The organism is Lysinibacillus sp. FSL M8-0216 (genome assembly GCF_038595555.1).
Classification (GTDB): Bacteria; Bacillota; Bacilli; order Bacillales_A; family Planococcaceae; genus Lysinibacillus; species Lysinibacillus fusiformis.
In genome coordinates, this window is sequence record NZ_CP152007.1 from 3,097,796 (window position 1) to 3,113,786 (window position 15,991).

13 protein-coding genes are annotated in these 15,991 nt (G+C 35.0%); 1 reads left to right on the plus strand and 12 read right to left on the minus strand.

Annotated features, from left to right (window positions below; genetic code table 11):
• Window positions 1-25: 25 nt before the first annotated feature.
• The 9 genes from MKX57_RS15195 to MKX57_RS15235 form a co-directional block, all read right to left on the minus strand.
• Window positions 26-1,441 (minus strand): M20 family metallopeptidase, encoded by a 1,416-nt coding sequence (locus MKX57_RS15195; protein WP_008180159.1) that lies wholly within the window; start codon window positions 1,439-1,441, stop codon window positions 26-28.
• 22 nt (window positions 1,442-1,463) lie between these two features.
• Window positions 1,464-2,687: an MFS transporter gene (locus MKX57_RS15200; protein WP_008180157.1), complete on the minus strand. Its 1,224-nt coding sequence runs from the start codon at window positions 2,685-2,687 to the stop codon at window positions 1,464-1,466.
• Between the two features lie 336 nt (window positions 2,688-3,023).
• Window positions 3,024-4,325: a hypothetical protein gene (locus MKX57_RS15205; protein ID WP_089986083.1), complete on the minus strand. Its 1,302-nt coding sequence runs from the start codon at window positions 4,323-4,325 to the stop codon at window positions 3,024-3,026.
• Between the two features lie 144 nt (window positions 4,326-4,469).
• A complete protein-coding gene (locus MKX57_RS15210; protein ID WP_342550395.1) occupies window positions 4,470-7,340 on the minus strand; it encodes a hypothetical protein in 2,871 nt (956 codons plus the stop codon).
• A gap of 241 nt (window positions 7,341-7,581) precedes the next feature.
• Window positions 7,582-9,918 carry an ATP-binding protein gene (locus tag MKX57_RS15215; RefSeq protein WP_342550396.1) on the minus strand — a complete coding sequence of 779 codons (2,337 nt, stop codon included), beginning with the start codon at window positions 9,916-9,918 and terminating at the stop codon, window positions 7,582-7,584.
• The gene (gene comX / locus MKX57_RS15220) at window positions 9,909-10,067 is read right to left on the minus strand and encodes a competence pheromone ComX (protein ID WP_031417376.1); all 159 of its coding nucleotides are present in this window, start codon (window positions 10,065-10,067) and stop codon (window positions 9,909-9,911) included. Before comX ends, MKX57_RS15215 begins: the two co-directional genes overlap by 10 nt.
• Before the next feature lie 250 nt (window positions 10,068-10,317).
• Window positions 10,318-10,701, minus strand: a complete 384-nt coding sequence (locus MKX57_RS15225) for an SMI1/KNR4 family protein (protein WP_089986086.1) — start codon at window positions 10,699-10,701, stop codon at window positions 10,318-10,320.
• A gap of 26 nt (window positions 10,702-10,727) precedes the next feature.
• Window positions 10,728-11,675, minus strand: coding sequence for an ADP-ribosylglycohydrolase family protein (locus MKX57_RS15230; RefSeq protein WP_342550397.1), 948 nt, complete (start codon window positions 11,673-11,675; stop codon window positions 10,728-10,730).
• Between the two features lie 595 nt (window positions 11,676-12,270).
• Complete coding sequence (locus tag MKX57_RS15235; protein WP_342529966.1) at window positions 12,271-12,459, minus strand: hypothetical protein; 189 nt, start codon at window positions 12,457-12,459, stop codon at window positions 12,271-12,273.
• Window positions 12,460-12,788: 329 nt separating this feature from the next.
• Here MKX57_RS15235 and MKX57_RS15240 point away from each other — a divergent pair, with 329 nt between their 5' ends.
• Window positions 12,789-13,367, plus strand: coding sequence for a YpjP family protein (locus MKX57_RS15240; protein ID WP_342529968.1), 579 nt, complete (start codon window positions 12,789-12,791; stop codon window positions 13,365-13,367).
• Between the two features lie 101 nt (window positions 13,368-13,468).
• Here the strand turns inward: MKX57_RS15240 and MKX57_RS15245 are convergent, their stop codons facing one another.
• From MKX57_RS15245 to MKX57_RS15255, 3 genes are all read right to left on the minus strand, one after another.
• Entirely contained in the window at window positions 13,469-14,095 is a 627-nt protein-coding gene (locus MKX57_RS15245) for a hypothetical protein (RefSeq protein WP_342529970.1), read from the minus strand.
• 297 nt (window positions 14,096-14,392) lie between these two features.
• Complete coding sequence (locus MKX57_RS15250; protein ID WP_342550398.1) at window positions 14,393-15,154, minus strand: hypothetical protein; 762 nt, start codon at window positions 15,152-15,154, stop codon at window positions 14,393-14,395.
• A 137-nt stretch (window positions 15,155-15,291) separates the two neighbouring features.
• A complete protein-coding gene (locus tag MKX57_RS15255) occupies window positions 15,292-15,987 on the minus strand; it encodes an Imm3 family immunity protein (protein WP_107897311.1) in 696 nt (231 codons plus the stop codon).
• Between the last annotated feature and the right edge of the window lie 4 nt (window positions 15,988-15,991).

Sequence of the window (15,991 nt, forward strand, 5' to 3'; positions counted from 1 at the left end):
CTCTATCCATATTTTTGCTATCCTTTTATAGCTTTGGAGACATTGTCCCCTCCGGAATTAACGATTCATACGTCTCCCCATCAAGACGTTCTTGCCATTCCTTTTTAGCTTCCTCAATCAGTATTGGATTACCCAATAACTCAATAGCTGTACACGCCATAATTTTAGCAGCTTGTAGCATACCTTTATGGGCGATTGGTGTGACACCTTGAGAAACAACTTGCCATGTATGCAGTGGCGTTCCTAATGCCATACATACTGTCGTACATTGAACAGTTGGCACATTCCAGCTAACATCTCCCACATCAGTAGAGCCACCCATGATAAATTCAGGGAGCATTCGAGGAATATGATCAGCAATAACTTTTCCTTGTAATTGTTGAACATCACCTTTATGTAGACCAACTAATGAAGAGGCTTGTACTTCAGGAGAAAACGTATTGAAAATAGCCTGAGCATACTGTTCATCCTCTATTGTATAGTCTGGCATGCCAATTTCAAGTATTTGTTGATACATGGCATCATAAAGTGTCTTATTCGTTATTAAATTAGAGGCAGCACCTTCAAAATCGATTTCTAGGGAAGTACCTGTCATGAGCGTTGCACCCTTCGCTATTTGTTCAACGCGCTGATAGATTTCTTGCACTTGTTGCTTTTTAGGTGCTCGCACTAAATAGGTAACCTCAGCATATGGTTGAACAACATTCGGAGATGTTCCACCAGAGTTTGTAATAGCATAATGCACTCTTGCTTCTGGAATAATATGCTCTCGTAAGTAGTTTACCCCAACGTTCATCAGCTCAACAGCATCTAATGCACTTCTTCCCAGATGAGGAGCAGCTGCAGCATGTGCACTTTTACCTGTAAACTTAAATGTAACAGCATAGTTTGCTAGAGAGCTACAAGTCATCACCGTTGAAAACGTACCAGGATGCCAAGAAATGGCGATATCTACATCATCGAATAAGCCAGCTTTCGCCATATAAGCTTTACCAGATCCATTTTCTTCTGCAGGGCAACCGTAAAAACGGATGGTTGCGGATTGTGGATGTTGCTCTAAATAATCTTTTACGGCAACAGCTGCTGCAAATGCTCCTGTTCCTAATAAATTATGGCCACAGCCATGACCACTTCCCCCATTCTCAAGAGGCTCATGAGTGGTAACACCGCCCTTTTGGCTCAAGCCTGGTAGTGCATCGTATTCCCCTAAAAAGGCGATGACTGGCTTTCCTGACCCAAAAGTTCCAACAAGCGCAGTATCAAGCCCAGCTAAGCCAACCTCAGTTTGAAACCCCTCGTTTTCGAGTGCCTCTTTCATATATTGCATGGATCGTTTTTCTTGAAAATGAAGCTCCGGTACAGCCCAAATTGCATCGCTTAATGCCACACTAGCATCCTTCTTTGCCTCAATAAATGTAGAAATTTTTTCTTGAAAACTCATTATTGTCCCTCCAATTTATTCATTATGCTTTCAATAATGCTCCTTTTTGGTCGTTTAACGTTACAAGCGACACAATACAAATGAGCGCGAATCCAATTAACATCCAAAAGGCTGCATCAAACGAACCATTAAAGGCATCGACCATAAAACCAATAGCCATAGGTGTAACAAACCCCGCTAGCTGTCCGCCTGTATTCGCGATCCCCATAGCTGAGCCTGTTATAGACGAAGGCAATTTCTTTAGAACAATTACGGGTAGTAGCGTAATGACAAACGCAATAAAGATAGAAACAACTGTTTGATAGCCAATAAATAATGTCACCGTTTTCGCTGTAAACATTAAATACAATAAAAGACCGATGACTGCACAGGAAATAGAGCCTAACACCTTTTCCATTCCTCTTGGAAGCTTATCGATAATATATCCGCTACCATACACCCCAATAATCGTTGTAATAGCAGGAATTGTTTGTGCCCAACCAATGGACATTAAGTCTAGTCCACGATTTTTTTGAAGGTAGGTTGGAATCCACGATACTAATCCCCAGTTCACCGCATAAATACAGAAATAAGCAATAATCAAATTCCACATGAGCGGTGTTTTCAGTAGTTCTTTAAAGCTTACCTTAACAGCCGGACTACCTGTCTCAGCAGCATCTACTGTTTCAGCTTTCGGGAGCTGAATGTATTTCCAATATAAATAAGCAATAATCGCTCCAATAGCCCCGATAATGATAAACATCATACGCCAGCCAATCGTTCCTAATAAATAAGCGGCCAACAGCGGTACAATTAGCGAAACAATCCCACCAGAAGTCAGCATAATTGACATCGCTCTGCCTCTTTCTTCTTTCGGGAAAATCGTGGCAATAATCTTAGAGCTAGATGGTTGAAATCCACCTTCTCCGATGCCGAATAAGAAACGAATAACAATCATCGCTGTTAAAGACCAGGCAATAGCCGTAAGTCCGGTAAATATTGACCACATGATGACAGCCATTAGCAAGATTCGTTTTGCGCCAAATTTATCAGCTAGCCAGCCTCCTGGTATTTGCATAATGGCATAGCCTAAAAAGAAAGCGCTTAAAATAATACCCGTCGAAGATGCATCCAGTTGCAAATCGCCTGTAATTGAAACGACTGCGTAGTTCATAATATAGCGATCTAAGTTCCCTAAAGACCAGCCTAAAAATAATAGCGCAAGGATAACATTTCTAGATTTTTTCGTTACTTCATTTGTTGTCATTTATATCCCTCCCATGATCAAAAACCTTCTCTTTATGGCAGTGATTGCATCACCGCTACAGTTGTTCTTTAAGATTCTTGCCCCCTTGCAAATCTAGTAAAATCAAAACCCCTTTTATATACCGACATTTTCGTTATATATTCGTATAATAATCAAAGTACTCCAAAAAAACAATATTTTTTTGAAAATTTCTAATAGATAGTCGCTTCTCTAGCTATGAATGATCGGCTCAAAAAAGCGCACAACTTGTGGACTGGTCTTTGTTTTATCGATCCTAAAATTTTAGAAAAAAAAATGTCCCAAACCACACATTGGTTTGGAACATTTTTTTAGTTTCTAGACAAGCTGATACATTTTGATTGGTCTACCACGCAAATGCTGTAATTCTTCGCCACAAATTCTTGCTAAATCTACACTACATAAATCCGCAACAATACGCTGTGCATTTCTTTCACTCATTTGAAGCTGTGTTGCTAAATCCTTTGTCGTAAAATGCTTCCAGCGCATTTTCTGCACAAGCGCATGGATTTTCATATACGTTTTAATACTAATATTACCTTTTTTTAGCTTTTCTAAAATATCGGGATCTTCTGCTCGGTAAGAATAAGACAACTCTTCCATATTTCCGACCGACTCAATAATCGTACCGTCATCCTGAATCATAACGATATCGATGGCCTCATTTTCCTTGGTCTGCCTTAGCCCTCGATGAGCATGTAGTTCTGCATTGAATACGGTTTGTGCAAAACCAATACCTGCAGTTACTTTTGCTTCCATTTCGATGGATAATTGATACATTTTTTCCTGTAGAAATTTAATTTTCCCTTCAATCGCACCCCTTGTACTAAAAATTGTATATTTTCCATTCCCCTCTTCAATGAGGGAACCGTCAATTTGTTCACAAAGTTGAAGTAGATGTTCCTTAGTACGTAGCTCTAAATATTGGATGCGATACCCTTGCTTCATACGCTCCTTTAACGAATCAAAATCCTTGATTTCAAGCATTACTGCACCAATTTGAGTTTCTTTATAGTAGGATGTTTTAATTTTTTCCGTAAATAGCTGAACTGTATGGTAAATTTCTGTTTTTGTGGGAGATACCCAATAGGAGGGAACTCCTCGATCTTTCAGCTCTTCATCGACAGATGGATAACAAGTGATGGCAAAATCGATCTTTCCCTCCTGCCAAAGTATATAGTGAAAATCAAATAACTCTTTTGGATCAATGGCTACATCAAATTCCTTTAAATACATATGATTGACATTCTTTTGGATCTCCGCTAGACCCTCTGAAGCCATTTGTGAGGGAGAAGGTATAATATCGATACTAACATTTTCAATAAACTTCTTTTGCCGATAGGATTGCTCTAAAAATCCTCTATAAATAGCCGCCTCCGAAAAAATGATATGAGCCAATTTATCCTGTGAAACGTTTGTTTGGCTCGCTATCTTATAGGGGATATAGCCAGAAAACAGCCAGAAATCCACATCTTGATCATAGGTCTCCACAAGATGCTTTGTCTCTGTCGCTATCGTATAAATATATGGAATAAATTCCATATCCTGTTCAATCTCTCTGGCTAAAGCAATAATTCTTTGGACGGATTTGACAGGACCCACAACACCTATTTTATACATCTTTTTGTTCCTACCTTCTTTGTGAAACTGCAATAGTTATGTAAAAAATTTCTTTTCTCTTCTGTTCATAGTATAGCGGACAACCAATTTACTAGACAAATAAAAAATCTATACAGAAAAACCCCGAGTTTCTCGGGGCTTACCTCATTTAATATCCTGTGGATACATGTTTTTATAAAGTAATTCTAATTTTTTGGAAAGCTTCCCATAAGCGGATTGCCAAGCTTTTTGAGCCGCCTCATCACCATCTGCCTTGTACAATGCATGGACGTCGGCAACCTTCTTCAAATCACTTTCGGCCTGTGTAAGCTTCGAATAGTTTTTGACAATCTTTTTATCTTGAGCGCTCAAGGCATCATACTTAGTACGAATATCTTTTACTTTATCCTCTAGACCAGCTATATACTCACCATTGACAAGGAGTGAATTGATCGATTCAATTAATGTCAAAGCCTGTTCATTCGTTTGCTGTTGACCTTGTTGCTTTTCGCTAACCCATCTTTGGATATCTGAAGGAATAAGGCTCACTTGCTTAGATGTAAGTTTTTCAAATGCCTTGATGACAGTGCTTGGGTTAGTGTTAAATGATTTTTCATAGGTCTTCATAAAGGACTCTGCTTTTTTCACATCTGCGATTGCCGCTTTTAAAATATCATAATTCGTAATCAGCTTTTTATCACTTGAGCTTAGGCTACTGTATTGCTTAGACAGAGTATTAATTTTATCAATCGACACTAAATACTGATCATTTGAAACAATAGTAGCTATTTCATCATTCAGTTGCTTTATATTTGGTGCATTTTCATCAATAATTTGATTCTTTAACAGTGCTTCGTATTGCTCTTTTGCTAAATGCTGTTGATTAGCAGGTAATTTAGCATACGCTTTTTGCACAGACTCTATTTTTTTAGCTTGTTTCGCCGCATCTGTTTCTTCTTTAGCGGTTTGAATTTTTTTATAGAATGATTTGACACCTGTAATGTCCTTCTGAGCAGCAGTTAGTAAATAATTATTAGTGACATACTTTCTTGCACCAGATGACAGCTTTTTATAGGATTGTGCTGCCGTATCAACTGCTTTTTCTAATTGATTGAATGTAAATTTAGTGACATCCGCAAATTTAGCAATATCTGCTTTCAAAGCCTCTGCTGCAGCCTTATCAGCCGGTACTTTTCCATCAACAGAAACTTTTGGCGTATTGAGTAAAAACTCTTGAGCATTATAGACAAGCGATTGCTGTAAAGATGTCAATTTATTATAAGCTTTTAATGTATTCGTATAGCTCGAATTCAGTTTGCTTTCAGTTACACCACTGATGCCCGTTAGTTTTTGATAAGCATCCATATCTTTAATCACTTTTTCAGCCGTTTTTAAATCCTTTTGTAAAGTAACAAGGCTGTCATACCCCTCTATTTGGGCTGCCGATGCTTTTGTTAAGCTCTTATATTCTTTTACCATGCGAGCCACATTGTTGACATGACTTTGCCAAGAACTAGCAGATGGATTGATTGGATAAATATCATCCCCAATATAGCTATCGATATCATTGTTTAATGTAGCAATTTGACTTTCTTCCGCACTTTCAGCTGCCGTTAAAAGCTGACCATACTTGTCTGGCACTAATTTTAATTGTTTATACGTTAATTTTTCATAGGTAGAACGAATAGACTTGGCAACCGTTACCTGCTTATTTGGCGTATTATTGGAGGATAATTTATCAAATGATTTAATAAATTGCTCCACTTTTTTAATATCGGCTTTAGCCTCATTGAGAATCGTTAGGTTTTGAACAGCCCCACGATAATTTTGTGATAATTTAGCAATATCTGCCTCAATCGTATTCACGACCCCTTGTAAGGAATCCTTATCAGAAGGAACATACTGTGAAATGCCATTCGAATAAGAAAGTAAATTAACGATTGCCAAATTAAGTCTTCTGACTTCTTTTATTTCCTCAAGATCATTGGGCTCATTTAAAAGGTTTTTAATGCTCGTATATAAAGCATCATTGACATCTAAGCTACGTTGTAATAAATCGAACTTATCGTAGGCCGCTTCAATTTCCTTTATATAGGCAGGCAAATCTTTGTCGCTAATTCCCCCTACCTTGTCCACTTTTTCATTTAACTTATTGATAAGGTCCACATCTGCAAGTGCTCGCTTGAGAACAGCATAATTTGATACATTCCCTTTAGCAGGCTCTGACAATGCTTGATATTTACTTTCTAATGCCTTAATTTTTTCCTCAAACGACTTTATATCAGAAACATTGTATTTGTTATCATTCACTAATAAATTTTTAATATCATTTGATAATGTATCTGTTGGTTCTTTGGATATAGAAATCACTTCAGAACGTGGCGATTCCACAAAAGAAGTGCCTACCTGAGCTTTTACCTTAACAATAATATCTTTGATTCCCTTTTCTATGGCATCTTTCGGAATAGTATAAGTGCTACCTGAAGCTCCCTCAATAATAGTGAAGGAATTTTCACCCTCGCCTAGTTGATAAAACCATTGATAACTATATGTAATTTGACCGCTTGTTAATTTCGCTCCTGCCTTATCCGTTACAGTAACACCCGCTACTTTCACCGTTTCGCCAGGTGCAACAAAATCTGAAGTCGAAAAGCCCTCTAAAGTCGGCTTTGTAATCGCAAGATCCAATTGATTAATGGTTCTTGGCTCACTTTGATATTTTTTTCCATCAGTTGTAGTAGCCTCCACAAAAATGGTTTTACCCGCTGCTTCTACTGGCACCTTTAACGAAGCAGAAGTAGCACCTGCAATCGGTTTATTCGTAGACGTTTTTGAACCATCTTCACTAGCTACCTTTTCTAGATAATACCATTGGTAGGCATTGACTATGGCATTATTGGGTAATTGATGAACCGTTAATGTTTCATTTACAATATTTTGCCCCGTGACCGTCACCGTCTCCGCTGCACTTGCAACAGTTGGTACAATAAGTGCTACGGGTATTGCTGCTGCTGTTAAAAATAATTTTTTATTCAAATCGGTTGACCTCCTCAATCCTTCTATTGAATTATATCGGCCACATCTCCCTGATTTCCTTTATTCAGGGAAAAGAATTCAAAAAAGTGTATATTCTCCTGTATTCTTATCTCTACAATAATAATATTTTGATATTATTTCATACTCAAAAAACAAAAGCCTTCTAATCCACTTTCATAAAAATTATGAAGAGATTAAAAGGTGAAAATTGTAGGCATATAGCGTATTCTGCTTCATCGGGCTATCCTCGAATCATGTAAGTTGGTCGGTTCAGCGTACTATACGCATAAGGATATGGATACTGAGTTTCACTTACGCGAATACGAATCATCATTCCCTCTCCTACTTTGCTATTTAATGCGAACTTCCCATTAAACGCCTGAACCCTCTCTTGCATACCTTGAATGCCCATGGATTCAGTCAGTATAATATCATCTAGATTACACCCCACACCATCATCGCTATACAGAACCTCAAAGCCTTCTTCCGTGCTTTGTAAATGGATGGTAACTGCATTGGCATAGGAATGCTTTAATGCATTGTTTAATAATTCTTGAAACAAACGATAAATCATTAAATTTAAACGTTCATCCTCTAAATAAAGACGATCTATCGTATAAAGCAATTCGAAGTTTGCCCGTTTTTGAACTTTTTGAATAAGCTTCTCAAGTGCAGCATTTAAGCCCAATGTATCTAATAACGGAGGCTTTAAATTTTCACAGTATCCTCGTAAATCATTTAAGGAGGTAATCATATGCTCATGAAGCTTCCCAAGTTTAGTTGAAAAATTTTCTGAATCCTTCATGTGCATCAGGACATCCATTTCTCTTGCGATATGAAGCTGCTCCTGTAAAATCGTATCATGAAGCTCTTGGGCTAACTGATACTTCTCCTCCTCAAAACGAAGCCAAAGTAATTTATTAAGCCAGGGCAGCTGCCGATTATCTGCCTCTTTCATATGCTTTAACTGATCTAATAGGTCCTCGACCATTTTAGTATTTTCAATAAAGTTATTTAAATATAACAGTAACAATTCCAGCCATAGCAATTCCTCATCCTTCAAATAAATAGATTTATTATGATCCACAACAAGAATTCGTTTATAACTTGTATCCTGATGAATAAAGGCTATATAGAAATGATCTGTTTTTTTAATATCCCCTAAACCTAATTGTTCAAGTAAAACCTCATCAATTTGATGTTGATTGTATTCCTTGGATTTGTTCGTTAATGTAACTTGATGTGTTTGAAAATCATACGTGAGAACATAAACACTTTCCATTTCAAGCTGGAGCACCACTTCCTGGACAAACTTCTCCAATAAATCCTCAATCTTCACAACTCTCCCTATACTATCGACGGTAGTATATAAGCGGTGGATATAGTCACCTTTTGTAGAAAACAAAATCTTTCGCTTACGATAATCAACCCGCTCCTTAATGTAAAACAACGCCATTAAGGAGAGAAACGTAAAAAAGAACAGCTCCGTCATACGTGTAATTGATAAATCCGTCAATAAATACAATCCACCCAAAAGCCAAATAGTAAAGGCAAATGAGAAATTAAAATAATAGCGTATACGCGATATAAAGTACTCCATATCAAATATACGTTCTGTGAGTTGAGTGAATAAGAAGCTTAAAGGAATGAGCATTAAAAATAAAGAACATATATCAGCTTCTAGTAATTGTTTATGAAATAGTATTTCAGGTAGTGCATAAAGAAATAAAAACGGCAAAAATGGAATGATAATACTACTTAACAATATTTTTAATTGTGGCGTTTTATATTTGATGTATCCTAGTATTATTATTCCTAGAATCACCAGCAATAAAAAGAAAAAAAGGCTTAAAACAATGAACGAATTTTCAAAATGAGTAGATGGATACAGATTGCTAAAGACACTTAGTACCACACCTGCGATTGGAATAGTATAAAACAAATTAATTTTTTTAGTAAACAACCATTTTAAATCCATAAAATCAAAATATATTTTCAAAAAGTGTAATAGTATAACTAAACAAAGTAGCATGCTGCTTCGATTGATTATTATTCCTAATAGATTTAACCTAGCGGATGCTCCACTACTAACATAAGCTAAGGAAACAGTTAAGATAAAAAGAATCAATAAATTTAAGAGAATTGTATTTTTTTGTTTATAATATAAATATAAAGTGATAAATAATGTAAGAAAGAAGTAACAAAAAGGAACTATTAAAACATAAAAAAATTGTTCAGGTATATCATATAACTTAATATTTAGGTTTATAACAGCCCCATTATCTTTCATTATTTTCAATTCTCTAGCTGCACGAATTACAGGTTCGTACTTTAAATCACGAAGACTATCAATCTGTTTTCCATCAACTTCTAAAATAATATCGCCTTTTTTTATTTTATGTTTTTCAGCCCATTCCTTATAATATGGCTCTATTAAAATCCATTGTCCATCCTCATTCTGAACATCCATACTTAAAACAGGCTTGCTGTATGTAACATTTAGTAAATAAAGCCCAATTACCAAATATGTACTTACAGCAAGCCAAAACCACTTTTTATAATTAAAATTTAATACCAAATTGTGCTTTCTAAACATACATCTTCATCAAACGAATCCAAAATTGCCTTTTGTTCAAGTTCTGTTACACCAACAAGAGAAGCTTTCTTTTCTTTTAACAATGTTACCAACGACGGATTTTGCTCTAAATATTGAACCATGTTAATCATAAAATCGCTCCATTTCATTAGTTTTTGCAGTTACTATTATTATCCAATAAAACCTCTATTATAAGGAATTATTAACCATATTTGTAACTATAAATTGATTATACCATCATTCACCTATAATTCAACATAATTTTCTAAAAAATACAATAATATAATAGAATATGTAATGAAATTGCTTAGTTCTCCATAGATTGACATAGAAAAAGCTTGCTCCTAATGGTAGGAACAAGCTTCTACATTTTTTACTTTTTCAATCCAAAAAACCCTCTTGTAGCCACTTGTTTAAATGGGAAGAGACCAATATAGCATGCTGCGGATTCATATCGCCAACATCTACAACAAAAACCTGACAGGCTTCTTTCTCTAACGCCATTAAAAAGACCATTCCGCCTCCATCATCCCCTATGGCAACATAGCCTTTTGCATATTCCTTCACTTCCCAAGTCTCATTTCTTTCCATTATTTCCTCGGTACCATATATGAAAACACCATTCGTAAATGAAAAACCATTGGACTCTTTCAGGACATTTTTATATTCTTGTGGAAGATGAATAGCCATGGTCTGTTCTATTAGCAAAATTTCATGCTCGTTAGCGGGAGGATTGGCAGTAAAAATATTATGTAAAGGAGACATTTTGTCACCTCCTTTATGAAGATTTTTCATACCTTTGCAAAACAAAACTCATAAAAAGCTTCGATTAAATCATCAATCTCTTGTTTTTTTACTATTGCGTTCAACCAATCTTCTGGAATTCCGTTCATTTGATGACACATACCTGCTAAAGCTCCCGTTATTGCCGCTATTGTATCCGTATCTTCTCCCAAATTGACTGCCTTTAAAATAGCTTCTTTAAAGGTAGATGCATGACCAACACTCCATATAGCTGCCTCAAGTGAGTGGACAATATAACCGCTTGATTTAATTTCATCTTCAGAGATACTTAAAAAGTTCTCATCAAAAATTCTACTGTAGGCGTTTAACTCTGTATACAATTCATGCTGTAAATTATTTTGCAGCAAGTTAAATACCTCATTTAGTGCAAACTCAAGCGAATTGTTTCGGTATAAGCTTAATAATAACTCAATATAAATGATAGACCCTACCATTGAACGTGGATGTCCATGTGTGATCTTTGTATATTGCTGGACCAACGCTTTTCTTTTCTTGAAATCACCTTCATTTATCAATACAAATACTAAAGGCGCAATCCTCATCAGCGTACCGTTACCATTATCAAACTCGCCCGTTTTCCCACAATGCTCAGGCAAAACTCCCTTTTTATAGCTAGACACAGCGTCAGCAGTAGTAATGCCAATATCAAACATTTCCCCAAAAGGTGTCAGATAGCCTTGCTCCTTATATCGTACAAACTTATCCATTAAGCTTCGTGTATCGCCTTTTTCAATCATGTTTTCGACTAAACATAGCGTTAAAGAAGTATCATCTGACCAGGTGCCAGGTGGTTGATTGTAAGTACCATACCCTATCACATCCTCTACATGGAAAGTCCCCCGCTTCTTAAACTCGACAGGTACGCCCATCAAATCACCAATGATCCCACCATATAAAGTGGCAAACAATCGTTCTCTCAACTTTACTTCTACCATAGGATTACATGTCCCCCTTCTCTACCTAGCATACTATAAAGTAGCTAATAACTTTTTACGGTATACCACTATTTCACTAGCAACTTCTCGATGCTCCCAGTCCAGACCTTATGGTTTTAGAATCAAATATTAGATTTTTTACCACAATTCCATTAAGAAAAAACTTGAAAGGAGAATAGCCAGTCAAGGGTTATTAATAAACTACTCAAAAAAGGTCTATTATGGTGATATCTAATTATAATTGATCAGTTTAATATAACGCTATAACACTAATTTCCTAGACTATCTGTATACACACCTTAATTTTAGAAAATATTAAAGAATGATAGGTTTTATTAGAGAATGGCTAGCTTTTCTCATGTTGGCAACGCCATTCATAGAATGACAAAACTTCATTTTTCTATTTCTGCTGGTTTTCTAAATAAGCAAAGAGTAGTTTTCGCCTAACAAATAGTGAATTCTTATAAAGTTCATCCACATTCTATTTACTCTATTTCCACTCTCCACTAACCACTTTCTTATTCTATGTATTTTTAAGTCTGCTAATCTAACGGGACTTGCACGACTCTCATCACTAATTTTTAATGAATAAAATTCAAAACTCCATATACCACTCATTATCTATATATTTTTCTATTAAACCCATTGTTTCAGGTCCATTTTCAGTACAAAAATTTAGTATTTCACCAATCAATAACTTTACTTCTTCTTGTTTTACTTCAAAACCTCTATGTTCATTCCAGTCACAATTGACCATCACACGAAAATAATTATACTCTTCCATTTCATATACCCATAAGAAACTTTAGATTTTTCAAACACTCTATACATACATTGATCACATTTGAGATTAAATTTAGAAGTTCTTGGCCTTCTGCACCTATTATTGGTGCTTTTTCTTTTAGTTATTTATTTACCCGAATACAAATACTGAAAAAAGTGCATATCATTTTTAACTTAATTAAATTTATTACGAATATTATATTTTAATATTATTTTGACAAAATGCTATATTATGGTAAAATGGGGTTTGTTACTAAAAAATGATAAAAAAAGGAGAAGGTTATAAAGAAATTTTTTAAACATTTTTCATCGTTATTAGTTTTAACACTCTTGATTCAGCTGGTATTACCAATATCGAATTTAGCGTATGCTACTGATAAAGATGAACCTATTTATCAAGAAAATTTACATACAACTGATTTGCAATATACACTGGAGGACGACGAGTCACAAATAGAGAACGATGAGTCCCTGTTAGATAATGATTATTCCAGTATTGAAAATTCGATTGAACCACCTAAAGCACGTCTTGTAACATTCTTTTTAAGAGCTTATGTTAAAGCAGCAATTGAAGAAAAAATGGGTGAAGAAATTGAAAAACGCATCGGAGATCAAGTAAAACAAAAAGTCGTCCCACAAATGCAGGACGCGGCAGAGAAAGCTGCCAAAGATTATGGATATACTGATTTTGTTGGAGCTAAAAAGTCAGGAAGTACTGTTAATCAAGGAGAACATATATTTGAAGTACTTGGTCCAAATGGTAATCCAGTATTGAAAGGGCATGTAAACATAAATCCCTCAAGAAATACAACAACGTGGCATTGGCATACTAAAGCAGATAATTTTGAATGGCATCATGGTCAAATTCAGTTGAACCACAATAGTTTACCTAAAAAGTGGGGAAATTAATTATATTTATTAGAATATAAAACTGAAAAATAGGCTACTTATTAGGGACTTCCTAACCGAGTGGCTTATTGTTCAGTTTTTTTATGAAAAAAATTTCTAAATCAATATTCAAGAATTTGAGAAATCCAATGTTTTATATATAATTCCTTTTGCGAGTTTGTAAAATTTATAGGTAGTGAACAAGACTGTAATTTATCAGGTAGAATGTTTATTTTATCTCTAATTAATTCATTATCAATGGATTCTGTATCGATAAAATATAAATAACGACCTTCGATTTTTTCTCGATATACAGACGAACAGTCTAATGTCTTATAAAACCGAGTAGAAAAATTATTGCCATTTAAATTTACGTCGAAATGTGCACGTACACCGAACTGACATCGAATATGTTTTCCTGGAAGTTTGTCTAATTCTTTCTCAAACTCATTTAATTGCTTTTCATTCACAAAATACGTTTCAGTGTAATAGTGTCCATCCAATTCTTTACTAATGTCAGTGTCATATGTATCATATTTAACTTCCATAACTTTACTACTGTATTCCTGTTCTACAGGGGATAAATATTTATCAATGAGATGTTGAATAGCATGATTATCTAAATTATTTCCATAACTTAAAATGGTAAGTTGGTTACGTATTTTGGTTAACCAACCATACATCTCCTGGTTATTTTTTAACATCCACCCAGTACGTGGATTATAAACTAAGTAATTACCTAGATTCATATGTATGCCACTCCTTTAACTTCTTTATAAACATTATACCTAAAAAATTACTTTAATACATATTTTTGAAAAAATGATATGTAATCATAATGTAACTCTTTTAATTCGTTTCGAAAGAAGATCTTTACTAGTGTCTAAACCGAACTCAACTCTTTGATAACAAATTATTGTACGCATCACAGCTGACTAGCTTGATATTGTTTTTTTCTGTGTTTTTGAGAGATTTTTGAAATCATCGGAATTACTTATTTTTTCTATTTCTCTGTAAATATCGCCTCTAACATTTTGAGTTTTATCCTATAAACTCTCTATTGTCCGATTAGATAAACTATTTTCAACAGTACCCTTATCCTCAGTAGGCTTTTTATTCGAGCCATTTTGTGATGGTTGGGTATTAGACGGCTTCGGACTTGGAGTTGTTGTGTTTCTTCCAACTGTTCCTGTATCCTCTATGTTTGTAACGTTTATACCTGCAAATGAAAATTCATCCTGCTGTGATTGTAGCATCTGACGCAGTTGCTGTTTGACTTCGGCTACTTTGGATTGTATCTGGGTTTTCACGTTCACTACTTGCTTTTTGACTTTGTCTACTACACTTCCTACTGGACCTTTCAGCGCTTTTTGAACACCTTCAGTGACACTCTTAACTACCCCGGCACCTTTTTTCACAAATTTTCCACCTGTCGCCGCCCAGCCCACAAACGGAATCATCGCGCCAAAGGAAAGGGCCGCATTGACTTTGTCACCTCTGGCCAGATAAATAATGCCATTCACGCCATCCGCTATTTCACCGACACCTGGGATTAACCCTACAAGATCTAATCCTACTTGTAGCGTATTCAACAGATTTTTAGGTTTTACAGCATTTTTCACTGCTTTGGTCGTTGCTTGCGCAGCTTTTTTCACGACTGGTAGTACCTTTTCCTTCACTACCTGCTTCGTTTGTTTGACAGCGGCCTTTACCTGTTGCTTGGCTTTTGTCACAGCCGCCTTTGCTTTTTTCACAACCTTTTTCGTGGTCAGAATCGCTTTTTTAATGGCCTTCTTCGCCCGTTTCACCAATTTACTCTTGGATAAACTATTTTCAATTTAAGGGGCTTTCGAAAGGTTTAAACTGTTGTTTTACCTATTTTCAATTAAAATAAAAGCCCTAAACCGTATGGTTTAAGGGCTAGAGCTTACCAATAATAATAACTTTAGGAGTTTAACCTAGTTAAAATGAGATTTATTCGTTCAGATAATTCGTCTTGTTCTTCTTCTGTAAGTTGTTCATCAGTTATATCTTCAGCACTAAATTTTTCCAATTCATGTTTAATCTCATTAATATCAAGTACATTTGTTAATTCAAGATTATATAAAGTTTCTGCTAATGTTGTATAAATAATAAATTTTTCACTATTAGTGTTTTTACAGTCCCTATTAAATCGTTGTAACACACCTGAAATAATAGATTCTACATTTTCACTTTTTTTTATATAATTGTCAATAAATTTCCGTACTTCTTCGTTTAGTTCGTTATAATACCAACAAACTCTTTGATAATAAGTTAACGGCTTTTTTTTCAGTTCTTGTAAAACAAAATCTTTCCGGTAAATTAATCTATTTAATTGTTCAATTGTTAAACTATTTTCTTGTTTGATTACGTTAAAATCTAGTTCATTTATTAATTGTTCAATATAATTCATAAAAGAATATAAAACTTTTTCATGAGTTATTATTATTTCTGATATTATTATACAAAACATAGCTTTATCTGTTTCACTTTTTTTTGCTAACATATCATATTCATTTAATGTTCTAGCAATCGCCTCCCCTTTACTCATTTTTTCCTCTATTAAATCATTATAATCTTCTAAAATATATTCTTCATATTCTTCATAACTATAGACCATAAGA